Source organism: Pseudomonas sp. A-RE-22, from assembly GCF_019956035.1.
Classification (GTDB): Bacteria; Pseudomonadota; Gammaproteobacteria; order Pseudomonadales; family Pseudomonadaceae; genus Aquipseudomonas; species Aquipseudomonas brassicacearum.
This window is the reverse complement of sequence record NZ_JAHBCZ010000025.1, coordinates 54508-71393: the sequence shown is the minus strand read 5'-3', so window position 1 is coordinate 71393 and position 16886 is coordinate 54508. Positions and strand designations below refer to the sequence as shown.

21 protein-coding genes are annotated in these 16886 nt (G+C 62.6%); 6 read left to right on the top strand and 15 right to left on the bottom strand.

Annotated features, from left to right (window positions below; all coding sequences use genetic code 11):
* The coding region (locus KGA89_RS14545) for an MATE family efflux transporter (protein ID WP_223471896.1) at positions 1-1276 on the top strand (1276 nt) is incomplete at its 5' end.
* 171 nt (positions 1277-1447) lie between these two features.
* A complete protein-coding gene (locus tag KGA89_RS14540; protein WP_223471895.1) occupies positions 1448-2116 on the top strand; it encodes an HAD family hydrolase in 669 nt (222 codons plus the stop codon).
* Positions 2117-2241: 125 nt separating this feature from the next.
* Here KGA89_RS14540 and ppnN read toward each other — a convergent pair whose 3' ends face one another.
* On the bottom strand, positions 2242-3615 hold the full coding sequence (gene ppnN, locus KGA89_RS14535; RefSeq protein WP_003203037.1) for a nucleotide 5'-monophosphate nucleosidase PpnN: 1374 nt from the start codon (positions 3613-3615) through the stop codon (positions 2242-2244).
* A 217-nt stretch (positions 3616-3832) separates the two neighbouring features.
* On the opposite strand from ppnN, the gene KGA89_RS14530 reads away from it, so the two are divergent.
* Positions 3833-4366: a DUF3087 family protein gene (locus KGA89_RS14530; protein WP_013693624.1), complete on the top strand. Its 534-nt coding sequence runs from the start codon at positions 3833-3835 to the stop codon at positions 4364-4366.
* Between the two features lie 4 nt (positions 4367-4370).
* Here KGA89_RS14530 and KGA89_RS14525 read toward each other — a convergent pair whose 3' ends face one another.
* The 8 genes from KGA89_RS14525 to KGA89_RS14490 all read right to left on the bottom strand — a co-directional run bounded on the left by KGA89_RS14525 (position 4371) and on the right by KGA89_RS14490 (position 11679).
* Positions 4371-4841: an arsenate reductase ArsC gene (locus tag KGA89_RS14525; RefSeq protein WP_223471894.1), complete on the bottom strand. Its 471-nt coding sequence runs from the start codon at positions 4839-4841 to the stop codon at positions 4371-4373.
* Between the two features lie 141 nt (positions 4842-4982).
* Positions 4983-5162, bottom strand: a complete 180-nt coding sequence (locus KGA89_RS14520) for a general stress protein (protein ID WP_003203031.1) — start codon at positions 5160-5162, stop codon at positions 4983-4985.
* A gap of 125 nt (positions 5163-5287) precedes the next feature.
* Positions 5288-5851: an ATP-dependent Clp protease proteolytic subunit gene (locus KGA89_RS14515; RefSeq protein WP_003203029.1), complete on the bottom strand. Its 564-nt coding sequence runs from the start codon at positions 5849-5851 to the stop codon at positions 5288-5290.
* A gap of 117 nt (positions 5852-5968) precedes the next feature.
* Entirely contained in the window at positions 5969-7024 is a 1056-nt protein-coding gene (locus KGA89_RS14510; protein ID WP_223471893.1) for a DNA topoisomerase IB, read from the bottom strand.
* Between the two features lie 258 nt (positions 7025-7282).
* Complete coding sequence (gene modC / locus KGA89_RS14505) at positions 7283-8362, bottom strand: molybdenum ABC transporter ATP-binding protein (RefSeq protein WP_223471892.1); 1080 nt, start codon at positions 8360-8362, stop codon at positions 7283-7285.
* Between the two features lie 3 nt (positions 8363-8365).
* Entirely contained in the window at positions 8366-9046 is a 681-nt protein-coding gene (gene modB / locus KGA89_RS14500; protein WP_014337803.1) for a molybdate ABC transporter permease subunit, read from the bottom strand.
* Positions 9047-9799: a molybdate ABC transporter substrate-binding protein gene (gene modA, locus KGA89_RS14495; protein ID WP_223471891.1), complete on the bottom strand. Its 753-nt coding sequence runs from the start codon at positions 9797-9799 to the stop codon at positions 9047-9049.
* An 809-nt stretch (positions 9800-10608) separates the two neighbouring features.
* Entirely contained in the window at positions 10609-11679 is a 1071-nt protein-coding gene (locus KGA89_RS14490) for an NAD(P)H-dependent flavin oxidoreductase (protein WP_223471890.1), read from the bottom strand.
* Positions 11680-11827: 148 nt separating this feature from the next.
* Between KGA89_RS14490 and KGA89_RS14485 the strand changes: the two genes are divergently transcribed.
* Entirely contained in the window at positions 11828-12316 is a 489-nt protein-coding gene (locus KGA89_RS14485; protein ID WP_100264040.1) for a GyrI-like domain-containing protein, read from the top strand.
* On the opposite strand, the gene ada is transcribed toward KGA89_RS14485, so the two are convergent.
* From ada to KGA89_RS14460, 5 genes are all read right to left on the bottom strand, one after another.
* Entirely contained in the window at positions 12280-13353 is a 1074-nt protein-coding gene (ada, locus tag KGA89_RS14480; RefSeq protein ID WP_039012337.1) for a bifunctional DNA-binding transcriptional regulator/O6-methylguanine-DNA methyltransferase Ada, read from the bottom strand. The genes KGA89_RS14485 and ada overlap by 37 nt on opposite strands.
* 88 nt (positions 13354-13441) lie before the next feature.
* On the bottom strand, positions 13442-14122 hold the full coding sequence (alkB, locus tag KGA89_RS14475) for a DNA oxidative demethylase AlkB (protein WP_013693618.1): 681 nt from the start codon (positions 14120-14122) through the stop codon (positions 13442-13444).
* A complete protein-coding gene (locus tag KGA89_RS14470) occupies positions 14109-14825 on the bottom strand; it encodes a 2OG-Fe(II) oxygenase (protein WP_003203010.1) in 717 nt (238 codons plus the stop codon). Before KGA89_RS14470 ends, alkB begins: the two co-directional genes overlap by 14 nt.
* A 270-nt stretch (positions 14826-15095) precedes the next feature.
* A complete protein-coding gene (locus KGA89_RS14465) occupies positions 15096-15266 on the bottom strand; it encodes a hypothetical protein (protein ID WP_003203009.1) in 171 nt (56 codons plus the stop codon).
* Positions 15267-15296: 30 nt separating this feature from the next.
* Positions 15297-15599, bottom strand: a complete 303-nt coding sequence (locus KGA89_RS14460) for a DUF1883 domain-containing protein (protein WP_003182962.1) — start codon at positions 15597-15599, stop codon at positions 15297-15299.
* Positions 15600-15802: 203 nt separating this feature from the next.
* Here KGA89_RS14460 and KGA89_RS14455 point away from each other — a divergent pair, with 203 nt between their 5' ends.
* The gene (locus tag KGA89_RS14455; protein ID WP_003203007.1) at positions 15803-16153 is read left to right on the top strand and encodes a hypothetical protein; all 351 of its coding nucleotides are present in this window, start codon (positions 15803-15805) and stop codon (positions 16151-16153) included.
* Between the two features lie 109 nt (positions 16154-16262).
* On the top strand, positions 16263-16493 hold the full coding sequence (locus tag KGA89_RS14450) for a hypothetical protein (protein WP_003203005.1): 231 nt from the start codon (positions 16263-16265) through the stop codon (positions 16491-16493).
* On the opposite strand, the gene KGA89_RS14445 is transcribed toward KGA89_RS14450, so the two are convergent.
* Positions 16494-16775 carry a hypothetical protein gene (locus tag KGA89_RS14445; RefSeq protein ID WP_003203004.1) on the bottom strand — a complete coding sequence of 94 codons (282 nt, stop codon included), beginning with the start codon at positions 16773-16775 and terminating at the stop codon, positions 16494-16496.
* Between the last annotated feature and the right edge of the window lie 111 nt (positions 16776-16886).

Below are 16886 nucleotides of genomic sequence, written 5' to 3'. Positions count from 1 at the left end.
GTCCATGTCTGGCACGTTCAACAGCATCTACATCGGCCAGATGCTCGGTACCCAGGCCTTGGCGGCGGTGTCGGGCATGTTTCCCATCGTGTTTTTCTTTATCGCATTGGTGATTGGCCTCGGGGCGGGGGCGGGGGTGTTGATCGGGCAGGCCTACGGTGCCGGAGAAACCGGCACGGTGAAGGCGATTGCCGGTTCGACGTTGTTGCTGGGGGCGATCATCGGCCTGACGGCGGCGGTGCTCGGCAGTGTTTTTGCGCGTCAGGCGTTGCAGGGGCTCGGCACGCCGGCCGATGTGCTGGAGGATGCCGTTTCCTATGCCCGGGTCATGATGTGGATCCTGCCGATGTTGCTGGTATTTGTGCTGTTCACTCAACTGCTGCGCGGGGTGAGCGATACGGTGTCACCGATGCTGGCGCTGCTGATCTCCACCAGTGTCGGGCTGCTGCTTACGCCCGTATTGATTCGTGGTTGGCTGGGGTTGCCGCCGATGGGCATCCAGAGCGCGGCGCTGGCGGGGTTGGTGGGGACGGCCTCGGCCATGGCCATGCTGGCATGGCGCCTGAACCGTCGCGAGCATGCCCTGGCACCGGACCGGGCGTTGTTCGCGGCGATGCGCCTGGACACGGAGATCCTTGGCAAAGTGCTGCGCATTGGCTTGCCCACAGGGTTGCAGATGGTGGTGATCTCGTTGTCGGAGTTGGTCATCCTGACGCTGGTCAATAGCCATGGTTCCCAGGCCACGGCGGCCTATGGCGCGGTGACGCAGATCGTCAACTACGTGCAGTTTCCGGCGCTGTCGATCGCCATCACCGCCTCGATCCTCGGCGCCCAGGCCATCGGTGCCGGACGCCTGGAGCGCCTGGGGCCGATCCTGCGCACGGGGCTGTTGATCAACCTCTGGCTTACGGGTGGGCTGGTGGTCCTGGGCTATCTGTTGTCCCACTGGCTGCTGGGGTTGTTCATCACCGACCCGGCGGCACGGGTCCAGGCCGAACACCTGCTGCACATCATGCTCTGGAGCCTGTTGGTGTTCGGCTTCCAGGCGATCGTCGGCGGCATCATGCGCGCCAGCGGCACGGTGCTGGTGCCGGTCGCCATCTCGATCTTCTGCATCGTCGCCGTGCAAGTGCCAGCGGCGTATCTGCTGGACGCTCACTTCGGGCTGCAAGGGGTGTGGATGGCGTTCCCGGTGGCCTACTTGAGTATGCTGCTGTTGCAGACGCTGTACTACAAACGGGTGTGGCAGCATCAGCCGATCGAGCGGTTGGTGTAACTAACCCATCACTAAACCCTGTGGGAGCGAGCTTGCTCGCGATGGCGTCGGAACATTCAGCATCGATGCAAGCTGACCCACCGCTATCGCGAGCAAGCTCGCTCCCACAGAGGATTGGGGGCTGGCGATGTTACAGTGGCCATCACCCGCCACGCCGCCACCGAGGATCCGATGTCTGCCAGTCTCCCCACCCACATTGCCTATCGCGCCTTCCTGTTCGACATGGACGGCACATTGCTCAACTCCATCGCCGCCGCCGAGCGGATCTGGACGCGCTGGGCCGTGCGTCATGGCGTGGACGTGGCGACGTTCCTGCCGACCATCCATGGCGTGCGCGCCATCGACACCATCGCCCGCCAGCACCTGCCGGGGGTGGATGCCCAGGCGGAAGCCGAGCAGATTACCCGCGAGGAAATCGAAGACGTCGAAGGGGTGGTGCAGGTGCCCGGTGCGCAGGCCTTTCTGAACAGCCTGCCGCCAGAGTGCTGGGCAATCGTCACCTCAGCGCCGATGGCATTGGCCTTGCGCCGTATGGAAGCCGCCGGAATTCCACGCCCTTTGGTCATGGTCACGGCCGAAGACGTCAGCGATGGCAAGCCCAACCCCGCCTGCTATCGCCTGGCGGCCGAACGCTTGCAAGTGGCACCGCAAGAATGCCTGGTCTTTGAAGACGCCGAGGCGGGCATCCGGGCAGGCGAGGCGGCCGAGGCGGATGTGCTGGTGGTAACGGCGACGCATACGCACCCGGTGGTCACCCTTCATCCGCAGATCAAGGATTACCTTGGGCTCGGTATTGAAGTGGATGAAGCCGGGCTGATGCGGCTGACCCCGACTCTGTGACCACAGCAGAACTCCTGTGGGAGCGAGCTTGCTCGCGATAGCGGTGGGTCAGCTTGCATCTGTGCTGAATGTGCCGCTGTCATCGCGAGCAAGCTCGCTCCCACATTAAGGTTATGGCGACTTTGTCAGGTCACCACGCGATAGCACGGCACATACGCCGCGCCGCCTGGCAGTTTCATGCGGTGCTGGGCGACGAAGGCCTGGAGCAGGCGATCGAGGGGTTCCATGATGGCGGCGTCGCCGTGGATTTCGTACGGGCCGTGTTCTTCGATCAGGCGGATGCCCTTGTCCTTGACGTTACCGGCCACGATTCCCGAGAACGCCCGGCGCAGATTGGCGGCCAGTTCGTGGGCGGGCAGGTCGCGGCTCAGGCCCAGGCTGGCCATGTTGGCGTGGGTCGGGTCGAACGGGCGCTGGAAGCCCTCGTCGATCTTCAGCAGCCAGTTGAAGTGGAAGGCGTCGTTGCGCTCGCGGCGGAACTGCTTGACCTCCTTGAGCCCCTGGGTCATCTGCCGTGCCACTTCGGCCGGGTCGTCGATGATGATCTGATAGTGCTTCTGCGCCTCCTCACCCAGGGTTGCACCGACAAACGCATGCAACTGATCGAGGTACGGCGCGGCGCTTTTCGGCCCGGTGAGAACCACCGGGAACGGCAGGTCCTGGTTGGCCGGGTGCATCAGGATGCCCAGCAGGTACAGGAACTCTTCCGCCGTACCGGCGCCGCCCGGGAAGATGATGATGCCGTGACCGACACGCACGAAAGCCTCGAGGCGTTTCTCGATGTCCGGCAGGATCACCAGCTCATTGACGATCGGGTTCGGCGCCTCGGCGGCGATGATGCCCGGTTCCGTCAGGCCCAGGTAGCGACCGCCATGGATACGCTGCTTGGCATGGGCAATGGTGGCGCCTTTCATCGGGCCTTTCATCACGCCAGGGCCGCAACCGGTGCAGATGTCCAGGCTGCGCAGGCCCAGTTCGTGGCCGACCTTCTTGGTGTATTTGTATTCTTCGGTGTTGATCGAGTGACCGCCCCAGCACACGACGATTTTCGGCTCCACGCCTGGACGCAAGGTGCGGGCGTTGCGCAGCAGATGGAACACGTAGTCGCTGATGCCCTGGGACGAGCTGAGGTCGATGCGCTGGCTGTCCAGCTCGTTCTCGGTGTAGACGATGTCGCGCAGGGCGCTGAACAGCATTTCCCGGGTGCTGGCGATCATTTCGCCGTCGACGAACGCATCGGCCGGCGCGTTCAGCAGCTCCAGGCGCACGCCCCGGTCCTGCTGGTGAATACGGATCTCGAAGTCCTTGTAGGCTTCCAGGATGGTCTTGGCGTTATCAACATGGGCGCCGGTGTTGAGGATGGCCAGGGCGCACTGGCGGAAGAGGGTATAGATACTGCCGGAACCGGCTTCGCTCAGTTGCTGGACTTCGCGCTGGGACAAGGTCTCCAGGCTGCCCTTGGGGCTTACCGAGGCGTTGATTACATGTCTTTGAGTCATTCAGCTTTCCTTGGAAACGATGCCATGCACACAACGACGGCATCTTGAAAAAAACGTCCACGCAGAAAGATCGCACGATCCTTGCGCTATCGCCATGGACTTTGATCCGGACCCGGCGAGTCGGTTGCGCTACAAAATGAGCTCCAGCATAGCTAAATCGACCGGGCAGGCGATAATGCGTGACTCTTTTGATGCCGTACAAGGAAATTGCACCGCGATGTTCGAGATCAAACCGTGGGATGGCGACACCTATCGCAAGCAGACTCGCCGCAGCACCCTGATCATCGCGGTGGTGTTCCTGGCTCTGGCGATGCTGCTGTCCAGCCTGGCCGTGATGCTGCTGGGCACGCCCGGAGGCGATAACTTTCGTTTCAACCTCGGCGGGGTGATTGTCGCGGTGCTGACGATGGCTGCGCTGATGCGCCTGTATTTCTGGTCGCAGCCGTGGATGGCCGCCGCCGTGTACGGTTGGCGGCTCAAGCGCAGCCTGATGAAAATCACCAACGTGATGCACCAGGTGACCGCCGGGGTGCAGGCCCAGGACCCCACCGCCATGAAACTGCTGCGCTTCTATCACCTGGGGCTGGCCCAGATGCATCAGCTGGACGCCAACTCCAGCGCCCAGGGCTCCCTGGCGCGAGAGGCCGACGCGCACCTGGCGAAGATGCAGGCGCTGGGCCTGGACACCGAACAATCGCGCCTGGACCCGAGCTGGATCGAGACGGTGAAGCAGGCCTATCGCGCGGGTTGATCGGTCAGAGGGTGCCGATGCGGTCGAGCTCAGCTTTCAGGGCCTGGGCATCGAGCTGGTCGAAGGGCAAGGCGAAAAAGGCCCGGCAGCGGGTTTCGATACGATCCAGGGTGGCATGGAAGGCTTGGCCGATCTGATCGTCGTTGCCTCTGACGGTCGATGGATCGACCAGGCCCCAGTGGGCCTTGATGGCCGGACCGAAGTACACCGGGCAAGCATCGCGGGCGGCGCTGTCGCACACGGTGATGACGATGTCCGGCGGGCTGCCCTCGAACGCGTCGTTACCCTTGCTGCGCAAGCCTTGGACGCTGATGCCGGCCTCTTGCAAGGTGCTCAGGCTGCGCGGCAGCACGTGGCCCTTGGGGAAACTGCCGGCGCTGACGGCCTCGAACCCGGCCGGGGCCAGATGGTTGAACATCGCTTCGCTGAGAATGCTGCGGCAACTATTGGCTGTGCACATGAAGAGGACTTTCATCGATCGGCTCCGAAAAGCGCAAGGGTGGGCTGCGCCGGAGTATATGCGGACAATCGAATATATGGAATTTCGTATTTGTGGCGAGGAGAAGAGCGGATAGCGCCGGGGCGCAGTACGTCTGCGCCCCAACGATTTGGGTGGTTACGATTTTCTGCCGCCGCCTTGGCTGCGTTCGCTACCTTTGTTACCGGCTCCAGTGCCTTTTTGCCGATCGTTGGCAACGTTGCCGCCCGACGCTTGTCCGCCTTTCTTGCCGGCTTCCGATGCTTTTTCACGATCATTGGCGAAGTTGCCTGGGTTTTTGTTTCCGCTACTGGCCATTTCGAGAATCCTCATTTTGGTTGAGCGAGCAACGTGCCTCGCATTAGTTGGGAAAGAAAATGGCTGAGGGAAGTTTAAAAAAAACCGCTTGCTGGCGACGAATGGTCAGCCCTCAGTCTTCACTTCTAATCCTCGCCACCGCTGACTTTCCAATGCTTGGCATCCGTGGGGAAAATCACTTGCTCGACCCGATGGGCAATGCCGAAAGCCAGGGAGTTTTCCGCCGGGATCACCCGCTCTTCGGCGCACAGGCATTTGAAGATATCCAACTGCGTCGCCGCGCCAGCGGTTTCCTTGACGTAGATTTCCACGTAGCGCGCCACGTCGTTGTCCAGGCTGGACAGGTACTCGCGCAAGCGTGAGTGGTCCACGGATTTCTGGCCGAAATACCAGTTCATCGGATGAATCAGGAACCGCGAATGCGGGGTGGTGGTGCGGTCGCTGGCGGCCAGGTACATGACGATGCCCATCGACTCGATGTTGCCGGCGTTCACCGCACGTACCGGTACCGGAAGGGACTTTATGAAGGTGTAGAGGGTGAAACCGAAGTTGGTACTGCCACCGACTGTGGAGAGATTGAGCATCAACGAGTCGGCGCCTTTCTCAATGGCCTCCAGGCAGTTATCGCGAAAGCGTTCGGTGGTTCCCTGATCGATCTGGCAATGAAAATGGACAATGTGTTCGGACATCTGAAACTCCTGTCGACTTCACCCTTTGAAGTGCCTGCGGATCGGCTGTGCCGTACAGTTGGGAGTCCAGCGGTCTGCGGATGTTCCTCATCCGTGGCTGGCTGCTGGTGGAGCGCATCAAGCCGGCTGCTGCTGTTCGCATTTCTGGGCGGCTTGCGTCATGCGCTGCAGAAATAGCGTCAGCCCGGCTTCTTCTTCGCTGAGGCCTTTACGTGCCCGGGGTTTGGGCAACTGGGTCAGGGCACCGAGCAGGAAACCCTCCACCACCGCAGGATGAATGTAGCACTTGCGACAGACGGTCGGCGTGTTGCCCAGCTGTCTGGCGACTTGCCTGACCATCTCGGCGACGTGTCTTTTGGCCTCGCTTTCGGTTTCCCAACTCAGCGTCCGCAACCCGGCCAGAGCGGCTGCGCTGCCGGCCCAGGTGCGGTAGTCCTTGGCGGTGAAGTCAGCGCCAGTGAGGGTCTTGAGGTAGGCGTTGATGTCCGAAGAACTGATGGCGTGGCGCTCGCCGTGTTCGTCCAGGTACTGGAACAGGTTCTGCCCGGGGATCTCCTGGCAGCGCTTGATGATCCGCGCCAGGCGCCGGTCCTTCACGGTGATCTGGTGCTCGATGCCGCTCTTGCCACGGAACTGGAAGGCGATGGCGCTGCCGTTGATCTCGACATGTTTGTCGCGCAGGGTCGTCAGGCCGTAGGAGCGATTGTCCCGGGCGTATTGGCTGTTGCCGACGCGGATCAGGGTCACGTCCAGCAGGGTGATGACCGTGGCCATGACTTTGTCGCGGCTGAACCCCGGCGTGGCGAGGATTTCCTCCAGGCGTTTGCGCAGGCGCGGCAGGGCCCGTCCGAATTCCAGCATGCGCGAGTACTTGTCCGCATCACGGACCTCACGCCAGCGCGCATGGTAACGGTACTGCTTGCGCCCGCGGGCATCGCGCCCGGTGGCCTGGAGATGGCCGCGCGGGTCGGTGCAGATCCAGACATCGGTGTAGGCCGGCGGCACCGCCAGGGCATTGATGCGCTGGATCTCGGCCGCGTCGGTGATGCGCTGGCCCTGCGGGTCGAAATAACAGAATTTGCCCCGCTGCTTTTTACGGGTGATGCCCGGGGCCGTGTCATCGACATAATGCAGGTCGGCCGGCAGTGCATCCGGCGGCAGGGTATCGGGCATGAAAAGAGTCCTTGGCAGCGAATCCGGTGGCCTGTGAATTCATTGACCGCAGGCTGTTGCCGTCGTGCCAAGATTCTAAGGTTGCCGCAAAACCTGTGGGAGCAAACCAGCAGGAGTAAACCAGCAGGAGCAAACCTGTGGGAGCAAGGCTTGCCCGCGATAGCATCGCCTCGGTCTATCAGCTACACCGAGGTGCTTGCATCGCGGGCAAGCCTTGCTCCCACAAGCTCCCACAGTGTGATCCGCTGGTTTCGGACCCTACGCCAACACCGCCACCGCCTTGATCTGCGCCCACAACACCTGCCCTGGATGCAATTTCAGCTGATCGCGCGAATAGCGGGTGATACGCGCCAGCAGCGGGGTGCCGGCGGCTTCCAGGCGGATCAGCACGTGGGCGGCGTTGTCGGCGGCCTGTTCGCTGACCACGGTGACTGGCAGGCGATTGAGGATGCTGGTCTGGGCATCGTTCGCCAGGCTGAGGCTGACGTCCCGGGCCTGGACCTTGAAGCGCAGCGGCTGGCCGAGGGCCAGTGAGGTGTGGGCCACGCGTACGTTCAGTTGGCTGTCGGGCAGATTCAGGGTCAGCAATTGATAAGCCGGGTCGTACCCGCTGACCTTGCCCTCGATCACCACGCCTGCATCATCCCCCAGGGCCAATGGCAGGTCGAGCCGGGCCAGGGTTTCGCCGATCGGCCCACTGGCCAGCGCGCGACCGCCGTCGAGCAGCACGATGTGATCGGCCAGGCGCGCCACTTCATCCTGGGAATGGCTGACATACAGCACCGGGATGTCCAGCTCATCGTGGAGCCGTTGCAGGTACGGCAGGATTTCGTTTTTGCGTCGGCTATCGAGGGCCGCCAGCGGCTCATCCATCAACAGCAGTTGCGGGCTGGTGAGTAAGGCGCGGGCGATGCCCACCCGCTGGCGCTCGCCGCCGGACAGGTTGTGCGGCTGCCGATCGAGCAAGTGCCCGATGCCCAGCAGTTCGGTCGCCTGTTGCATGTCCACCCGCCGTTGTGCCGGCGCGATGCGCTTGAGGCCGAACGCCAGGTTGGCCCGCACCGACAAATGGGCGAACAGGCTCGCCTCCTGGAACACATACCCCACCGACCGTTTATGGGGCGGCAAAAACACAGCGTGCTCAGTGTCTTGCCAGACTTGGCCGTTGACCTCGATAAAACCCCGGGCCGGCCGCTCCAACCCGGCGATGCAACGCAGGCAGGTGGTTTTGCCGGAACCGGACGGCCCATACAGGGCGGTCACGCCACGGCCGGGCAGTTGCACATCCAGGTCCAGGGAAAAAGCCCCGTGGTCGAGCTGCAAACGCGCGTGAATCATCGATCAGCTCCAACCGGCACGGGTTCGGCGGCTGGAGTACAGCGCCAGCAGCACCAGGAATGAAAACACCAGCATCGCCGCGGCCAGCCAGTGGGCCTGGGCGTATTCCAAGGCTTCGACATGGTCGTAGATCTGCACTGACACCACCCGGGTTTTCTCCGGGATGTTGCCGCCGATCATCAGCACCACGCCGAATTCGCCGACGGTGTGGGCAAAGCCGAGAATCGCCGCAGTGATGAAGCCGGGGCGGGCCAGGGGCAGGATGACGCTGAAAAACGTATCCCAGGGCCCGGCCCGCAGGGTGGCGGCGACTTCCAGCGGGCGACTGCCGATGGCGGCAAAGGCGTTCTGCAACGGCTGCACCACAAACGGCATGGAATAGATCACCGAGCCGATTACCAACCCGGTGAAGCTGAAGGTGAGGGTGCCCAACCCGAGGGCCTGGGTGAACTGGCCGATCCAGCCGTTCGGCCCCAACGCCAGCAACAGGTAGAAGCCGATCACCGTGGGCGGCAGCACCAACGGCAACGCGACCACCGCACCCACCGGCCCGCGCAGCCAGGAGCGGGTGCGCGACAGCCACAACGCGATGGGAGTGCCGATGAGCAACAGGATCACCGTGGTCAATGACGCCAGTTTCAGGGTCAGCCAGATGGCGGCGTAGTCGGCGCTGGTCAGGGGCATTTAGCGTTGGTAACCGTAGGTTTGGATGATGGCGACGGCTTTCGGGCTCTTGAGGTAATCCACCAGGGCCACGGCAGCGGGGTTGTCCCGGCCCTTGTTGAGGATCACCGCGTCCTGTTTGATCGGGTCGTGCAGTTCGGCCGGGACGATCCATGCCGAGCCGCCCGTCACTTTGCCGTCCTTGTACACCTGGGACAAGGCGACGAAACCGAGTTCGGCGTTACCGGTGGAGACGAATTGATAGGCCTGGGTGATGTTCTGGCCTTCGACGAGTTTGCTTTTCACCTGCGCGGTCAAGCCGAGCTTGTCCAGCACCTGGGTCGCGGCCAGGCCGTAGGGTGCGGCTTTCGGGTTGGCGATGGACAGGTGCTGGAAGTCGTTGTGCTTGAGCACCTGGCCCTGGCTGTCGACATAACCGTCCTTGGCCGACCACAGCGCCAGGGTGCCGACCGCGTAGGTGAAGCGCGAGCCCTTGACGGCGTCGCCTTCGCTTTCGAGCTTGGCCGGGGTGGTGTCGTCGGCGGCGAGGAAGACTTCGAATGGCGCGCCGTTCTTGATCTGGGTGTAGAACTGCCCGGTGGCCCCGTAAGCCGCCACCAGCTTGTGCCCGGTGTCTTTTTCGAAATCGGCGGCGATGGCCTGGATCGGCGCGGTGAAATTGGAAGCGACTGCCACCTGCACCTCAGCGGCCTGGGCGGCGCCAATGGCAAAGAACGTGGTCAGCAGCAACGGCGCGAAGCGGGTGAGAGGCATGGGTGAGGCTCCGTGGGGTCAGGTTCGCTATATACAGGAATATATAGCGAATGACCGACAAACGGAACGCGGCATTTCGCCCGGGGAGTGAGGTGCAAGGGTGTGGGAGCCAAGCTTGCTCGCGAAGACGGTGGGTCAGCTTGCATCCATTTTGAATGTGCTACCGCCATCGCGAGCAAGCTCGGCTCCCACAGGTCCGGTGGTGTGCCTGAATGTGTCGGTTGCCCCCAATCCCCTGTGGGAGCCAAGCTTGCTCGCGAAGACGGTGGGTCAGCTTGCATCCATTTTGAATGTGCTACCGCCATCGCGAGCAAGCTCGGCTCCCACAGGTCCGGTGGTGTACACGGATGTGCCGGTTGCCCCCAACCCCCTGTGGGAGCGAGCCTGCTCGCGAAGACGGTGGGTCAGCTTGCATCCATTTTGAATGTGCTACCGCCATCGCGAGCAAGCTCGGCTCCCACAGGTCCGGTGGTGTACCCGGATGTGCCGGTTGTCCCCCAATCCCCTGTGGGAGCGAGCCTGCTCGCGAAGACGGTGGGTCAGCTAGCATCCATTTTGAATGCGCTACCGCCATCGCGAGCAAGCTCGGCTCCCACAGGTCCGGTGGTGTACACGGATGTGCCGGTTGCCCCCAATCCCCTGTGGGAGCCAAGCTTGCTCGCGAAGACGGTGGGTCAGCTAGCATCCATTTTGAATGTGCTACCGCCATCGCGAGCAAGCTCGGCTCCCACAGGTCCGGTGGTGTACCCGGATGTGCCGGTTGTCCCCCAATCCCCTGTGGGAGCGAGCTTGCTCGCGATGGCGTTCGATCAGGCATCCGCCCTGTGGAGCCGGGCCAACGCCTCCTCGGCCAGCCGCCGAGTCAGCTCGGCCGTCGACAGCTCGCGGCCCAGAGGGAAGGCCTGGCCGGCCCAGAGGTTGCTGAAGTCTGCTTCGCCCTTGGCGCGCAATGGCATCAACGCGCCGCCCGCCAAGGGAAAAGCCGGGGCCAGTGGGCTCATCGGGCCCACTTCGCGCATCACCCGGTTGACGATGCCTCGGGCCGGGCGACCAGTGAACAGGTTGGTAACAGCCGTCTGGCTTTCCTTGGCCGTGCGCAACGCCCGGTGATGCGACGCGCTGATCTTCGCCTCGGGGGTGAACAGGTAGGCGCTGCCCAGTTGCACCGCCGAGGCACCCAGGGCGAATGCCGCGACGATTCCCCGCGCATCGCCAATGCCGCCGGCAGCGATCACCGGCACCTTCACTGCATCCACCACCTGCGGCAGCAAGGCAAACAGCCCGACTTGGGTGTTGAGGTCGTCGCTGAGGAACATCCCGCGATGACCACCGGCTTCGTAACCCATGGCAATGATCGCGTCGCAACCATGCTGTTCAAGCCAGATGGCTTCCTCGACGGTGGTGGCCGAGGAAAGGATTTTCGCGCCAGTGGCCTTCACCCGATCCAGCAAGGATTTTTCCGGCAGGCCGAAATGGAAACTGACCACTTTGGGACGCATCTCTTCCAGCACCCGGCAGGCGGCATCGTCGAACGGCGTGCGGTTGGACACCGGGGTCGGCGCGTCGAAGTCGACGCCCAGTTCCTGGTAATACGGCTTGAGCCGTTGCTTCCAGGCCGCGGCCTGCTGTTCGTCGAAGGCCGGCGGCTGGTGACAGAAAAAATTCACATTGAACGGTTTGTCGGTCTGCTCGCCGATGGTCGTCAGCGCCTGGCGCAGTTGTTCGACATCGAGCATCGCCGCCGGCATCGAACCCAGCCCGCCGGCATTGCACGTCGCGACCACCATGGCCGGCCCGGTCACCCCGGCCAGTGGCCCCTGGATGATGGGCAGCTCGATACCGAGCAGGTCAAGAATGCGAGTGTCTGGCCACTGGCTCATGTGCGGGTCTCCGACGGCAGAAGGAAACAGCGGTTTTAGCAGGTGTGGGCCGGCGAGGGCCAGTCGAGTTTTTCAATCGAGCGTTGCAACTTGATCCCGACGGCGGGAGGGTTACCATGCGGGCTTCATACATCAAGGAGCCCAACCCATGGACGTGAAACTCAAGACCGTCGAGCCCTTCACCGTGGCCGGTTTGCAGGTGCGCACCCGCAACACCGACGAGCAGCAGCCCGACACCGCTCGGATCGGCCCGATGTGGCAGCAGTTCTTCAATGAAGGGCTGTTCGACACGATTCCGGCCCGGCAGTCGGAGTCGTTCGTCTACGGGGTGTATTCCAATTACGAGTCCGATGCCACTGGCCACTTCGATGTGACGGCCGGGGTGCAAGTGGATGCGACCAGCGCAGGCTACCCCGCCGTGGACATCGAGGGCGGGGATTACCTGATGTTTGCGGCCAAGGGGCCGATGCCCGACTGCGTGATCCAGACCTGGGGCCTGATCTGGGCGTACTTCGCGGATAATCCGCAGACGCTGCGCCGCTTTACCACCGATTTCGAGGTCTACAGCGGCCCCGATTCGGTGGCGATCTACATCGGCATTCAATCCCCGGACGAGCGCTCCAGCGCCAGCAACTGACGCTTGCGCTCCACACCCCAGCGATAGCCCGACAGGTTGCCGTCGCTGCGTACCACCCGGTGGCAAGGGATCGCCACCGCCAGGCTGTTGGCGCCGCAGGCCTGGGCCACGGCGCGCACGGCCTTGGGCATGCCAATGCGCTGGGCGATCTCGGCGTAGCTGGCGGTGCTGCCTGCGGGAATGTCCCGCAAGGCCTGCCAGACCCGCTCCTGGAAGGCGGTGCCGCGCAGGTCCAGGGGCAGGTCCAGGCCCAGGGCCGGTGCTTCGATGAAGCCAACCACCTGGGCGATCAACTGCTCGAACTCGCGGTCGGCGCCGATCAGGTTGGCCCGGCGGAACTTGTCTTGCAGGTCCCGCACCAACGCGTCCGGGTCGTCCCCCAGCAGGATCGCGCACACGCCACGCTCGCTTTGCGCCACCAGGATCGCCCCGAGGGAGCATTGGCCGACGGCGAAACGGATGTCGGTGTTCTGCCCGGCGGCGCGATAGTCGGCGGGTTTCATGCCCAACACCTTGTCGGCTGCCTCATAAAAGCGGCTGTTGGAGTTGAAGCCGGCGTCGTACAGCGCCTCGGTGATCGTGCCGCCATCGGCCAGGCGTTCGCGTACCTTGCGTGAGCGGTGGGCGGCGGCATAACCCTTGGGGGTCAGGCCAGTGACTGCCTTGAAGACCCGATGAAAATGAAAGGGACTCAAGCCCGCGCGCTCTGCCAGTTCATTCAGGCCAGGCAGTTCCTCGGCCGCCTCGATCTGCCGGCAGGCGGCGGCAACCCGTGCCGCTTGTTGGGCGGCGATCTGGGTCTGGTCCCGAGCCACGCGCTTGCTGGGCCGGTAACCGGCGGCCTGGGCCTGTTCCGGCGTGTCGAAGAACTCGATGTTGCGCGGGTTGGGCAGGCGCGACAGGCTGCTTGGGTGGCAATAGATGCCGGTGGTTTTCACGCCATAGACGAAGGTGCCGTCGGCGCGTGGATCCCGGGCGAGCACGGCGGCCCAGCGAGGATCCAGTTCAGGGGCGAGATTGTTCGAAGTGCTGTTCATGGTCGTTATGTCCATTGGCCCGTTTTGCCTACAGTAGCGAGCCATTCCAGTGGCGACACTCCGGGTCTTGCGGTTGAATTCTGCACCTTCACCCGGCGGTGCGAAACGTCAGGTTGATCCGCTGGGTACCCAGGCGCGGGTGCTGGCCTTCCTTGAGCGGCAACACGCCGTGGTAGCGCAACCGGTCCACGCCGCCCCAGACCACGATGTCGCCATGGAACAACGGGATGCGCAGGCTTTTGTCACTGCGCTCGAAGCCGCCGAACTGGAACACCGCCGGCAAGCCCAGGGACATCGAGACGATGGGGGCGGCGAGGGAGCGTTCGTTCTTGTCCTGGTGCAGCGACATCCGCGCGCCGGGCACGTAGCGGTTGATCAGGCAGGCGTCGGGTTCGAAATGCTCGAAGTGCGCCTGCCGGGCGGCGGCCTGGGCCAGTTCGCGAAACACCGCCGGCATGTCGGGCCAGGGGTGGCCGGTCTGCGGATCGTGGGCGGTGTAGCGATAGCCGCTGCGGTCGGTGGTCCAGCCCAGCGCACCGCAACTGCTCAAGGCCACCGACATGGTAAAGCCACCGGGCGTGACCATCTGCCGGAAAGGCGCCGCCTGCAAGACGCTTTCCAGCGCCGGCAGCAAGCGCTCGAGCCAGGGCAGGGCGAACCCGCGCAGCACGAACGCTTGCTGGCCGATCTGCTCGACCTGGCCAGGCGTGGTGGGCGCCTGGTCGGCGAACAGGTCCAATGTGAGCGGTGTGTCATTACTGCGCATCATGAAAAATGATTCCCAAGGTGTGCCGCCTGCCGCTGTGCACGCAGCTGACGCCATGGCGCATGTTCACCCGATAATAACCGCGAACGCCTTTGACGGGCCGCTGGTGCACGGCAAACACCACGGCATCGCCCTGTTTCAGATCGATGACCTGGGGCCGCGATTGCATGCGCGGGCGCTGTTCGGTGAGGACAAACTCGCCGCCGGTAAAATCCCGACCCGGTTCCGACAGCAGGATCGCCACCTGCAGTGGGAACACCTGCTCGCCGTACAGATCCTGGTGCAGACAGTTGTAGTCCTGCGGACCGTATTGCAGCAACAACGGCGTAGGCCGCGATTGCCCGGCGGCGTGACAGCGCCGGATGAAGTCAGGGTGTTCGTGGGGGTAGCGCACTTCAATACCCATGTGTTCATTCCAGCGGTTCGCCAGCGGTACCAACGCTGGATACAACGACTGGCGCAACTGCTGGATGAGGTCGGGCAGCGGATAGCGAAAATACTGATACTCGCCGCGCCCGAATCCATGGCGGGCCATGATCACCCGCGAACGAAAAAGCCCGGGTTCGGCGTACAGACCACTCAGCAGCCGGCATTGTGTTGTCGGTAGCAGGTTGCGAATGATTGCACAGCCGTCCTGGTCGAGGCTGTTCTCCAGGGCTGGCCAGTCCAGGTCGTGTATGCATTGGATTAGCGAGGGTAGGGACATGATGACAATCCTTGGTAGAAAGGACTGGTCAGTCTGGGGAGTGCTTTGACGGCTGACACTCCGGATCTTGCGGTGTGTCAACGGCCGAGCGCTCACCTACCCTGAGCTGACACACCCGTCACCCTGTGGCGAGAGGATTATCTGTGGGAGCAAGGCTTGCCCGCGATGAAGGCAACGCGTTCTGTCGGGGTGAACGAGGCGCCTGCATCGCGGGCAAGCCTTGCTCCCACAATGGGGATAACCCTCCCACAAAAACAGTCGGATGAGTTGTTACAGCGCTTTGCTGACCTTGACGTCGCTGATCACGTCGTCGGTCTGGCCATGCAGCTTTTGCAATGCGGCCCTGGCTTCTTCCTCGGTCCCGGTTTCCAGTTGCGCGAATTCGAAGCGGCGTTCGTCGTTGAGCTTGTACTTGATGACGTATTTGGTCGTCTGGGACACGGTTTTGCCTGTCTTGAAAGTGGGCGAGGCTCAGCTCAGTTTCGAGCTGGAACGCCGGATGATTTTGATCTTGTGGGTCAGGGTCGGTTTGCGCGTGACGCTGATTGCACGGCGGTTGACGGTGTCGATGGTGATGTTCCAGAAACCGGTGCTAGGGGCAGTGATCCGGGCCGGGAAGGTGTCGAACGCGCCGCCGTGATACGTGTGCCGGCCGCCGTTCTTGAAGCTACGGAAGTTGGCGTCGTTCATCAAACGGATGTTGCACATTTGGGAGCATTCGATGACGACAATGTCGTCTTCGTTCAGGTGCTCGCGCTGGTGGATGAATTTCATGGGCGCCTCCAGAAGGGCTTTTTCTACAAAATCAAAACGATAGCAAGGGGCAATGATGCGCAGTTTATCAGCCCCGAGTGTTAATATCCGGCCCGCGCTCCAGGCTTTGTTCATTTATTGCAGGTTGCGGGAAAAATAAAGCGGTGCGGCACCGGAGAAAAACGGCGTCTGCACTGTCGGAGGATCTTTATCGGAGGAATCATATGAAGCGCAGCGTGTGGGTGTTGGCATTGGCCATGAGTGGATGTGCATCGGTATCGGACATCAACCAGACGCCCCCCACCATGAGCGTCATCTCCGGAAAGAAACCTCACGAATATGCCAAGTGTGTTTCCGACAAACTGGCCAAAAGCCGTGGTCCGCTGCAAGTGGAGCCACACAAGAATGGCGTCCGATTGATCGTCCCGGGCAAACTGTCGACCCTGCCGGCGGCGGTGTTCGACATTGACGAACGCTCCAGTGGCAGCAGCATCAAGCTGCACGAAAGCATGTCCAATGTACCGGTGCGTCCGGGCGACGTGCAGGATGCGGCCAACGCCTGCATTTCCGGCTGATCGCATTGCGCGCCTGACGAGCGGACCGGGCATCGGATAAACTACTGCCCTCGACAAAAAATGCCGCCACGGTTCACGTTGGCGGCATTGTCATTCATGGAGTCAGTCGATGAAACGCGAGCAGGTGCGCGAGCGCCATGCAGAAGGTCTTATCTGTGCCACCCACGTGATTCAGAACCCGGCGAGCCCGGGCGAATGGATCGTGTTCTTCAAGAAAAGCGCCGGACGCAGTTTTTTCCTGGTGGATGACCAGGACGAAGTCGAGTCCTTTGCCCGTCTCGACGAACTGATCGAAACCCTGCGCGGGCTGGGCATCAAGTTTGCCGAGATTCACATTTGATTACTTGCAGACCACCACGACACTGCGGCTGGTGAAGTTGCCGACGTCGACGCCCAGGGTCTTCTCGCTTTCCTTGGCCTGGGGCGTGCCGTCGGTACCGACGATGCGGTAGCCGGTGCCGGCACAGGACGCATCGGCCTTTTCGTAGCACGTCGCCCAGGAGTTGGCCTCACCCGAGCAGTCGATGGCCAGGCCTTGTTCGCCGTTGTCCAGGTAGGTTTTTTCGGCTGAGGCACAGCCCGCCAGGGCCAGGACTGCAAACAGTGCCAGAAGTGTCTTCATGGGGTCGTCATCAAGGAGGGAAGGGCAAGCGCGAGATTATAGCGAATGGCCACTCCGGTACAGCTAAACAAGCCTCGTTCAATGCCCGCGTGGCATTTTTACGAGGCTCGT

Coding starts and splice junctions, on each gene's coding strand:
- KGA89_RS14540 (WP_223471895.1), top strand. CDS start 1,448: ATGTCTGCCAGTCTCCCCACCCACATTGCCTATCGCGCCTTCCTGTTC.
- ppnN (WP_003203037.1), bottom strand. CDS start 3,615: ATGACTCAAAGACATGTAATCAACGCCTCGGTAAGCCCCAAGGGCAGC.
- KGA89_RS14530 (WP_013693624.1), top strand. CDS start 3,833: ATGTTCGAGATCAAACCGTGGGATGGCGACACCTATCGCAAGCAGACT.
- KGA89_RS14525 (WP_223471894.1), bottom strand. CDS start 4,841: ATGAAAGTCCTCTTCATGTGCACAGCCAATAGTTGCCGCAGCATTCTC.
- KGA89_RS14520 (WP_003203031.1), bottom strand. CDS start 5,162: ATGGCCAGTAGCGGAAACAAAAACCCAGGCAACTTCGCCAATGATCGT.
- KGA89_RS14515 (WP_003203029.1), bottom strand. CDS start 5,851: ATGTCCGAACACATTGTCCATTTTCATTGCCAGATCGATCAGGGAACC.
- KGA89_RS14510 (WP_223471893.1), bottom strand. CDS start 7,024: ATGCCCGATACCCTGCCGCCGGATGCACTGCCGGCCGACCTGCATTAT.
- modC (WP_223471892.1), bottom strand. CDS start 8,362: ATGATTCACGCGCGTTTGCAGCTCGACCACGGGGCTTTTTCCCTGGAC.
- modB (WP_014337803.1), bottom strand. CDS start 9,046: ATGCCCCTGACCAGCGCCGACTACGCCGCCATCTGGCTGACCCTGAAA.
- modA (WP_223471891.1), bottom strand. CDS start 9,799: ATGCCTCTCACCCGCTTCGCGCCGTTGCTGCTGACCACGTTCTTTGCC.
- KGA89_RS14490 (WP_223471890.1), bottom strand. CDS start 11,679: ATGAGCCAGTGGCCAGACACTCGCATTCTTGACCTGCTCGGTATCGAG.
- KGA89_RS14485 (WP_100264040.1), top strand. CDS start 11,828: ATGGACGTGAAACTCAAGACCGTCGAGCCCTTCACCGTGGCCGGTTTG.
- ada (WP_039012337.1), bottom strand. CDS start 13,353: ATGAACAGCACTTCGAACAATCTCGCCCCTGAACTGGATCCTCGCTGG.
- alkB (WP_013693618.1), bottom strand. CDS start 14,122: ATGATGCGCAGTAATGACACACCGCTCACATTGGACCTGTTCGCCGAC.
- KGA89_RS14470 (WP_003203010.1), bottom strand. CDS start 14,825: ATGTCCCTACCCTCGCTAATCCAATGCATACACGACCTGGACTGGCCA.
- KGA89_RS14460 (WP_003182962.1), bottom strand. CDS start 15,599: ATGAAATTCATCCACCAGCGCGAGCACCTGAACGAAGACGACATTGTC.
- KGA89_RS14455 (WP_003203007.1), top strand. CDS start 15,803: ATGAAGCGCAGCGTGTGGGTGTTGGCATTGGCCATGAGTGGATGTGCA.
- KGA89_RS14450 (WP_003203005.1), top strand. CDS start 16,263: ATGAAACGCGAGCAGGTGCGCGAGCGCCATGCAGAAGGTCTTATCTGT.
- KGA89_RS14445 (WP_003203004.1), bottom strand. CDS start 16,775: ATGAAGACACTTCTGGCACTGTTTGCAGTCCTGGCCCTGGCGGGCTGT.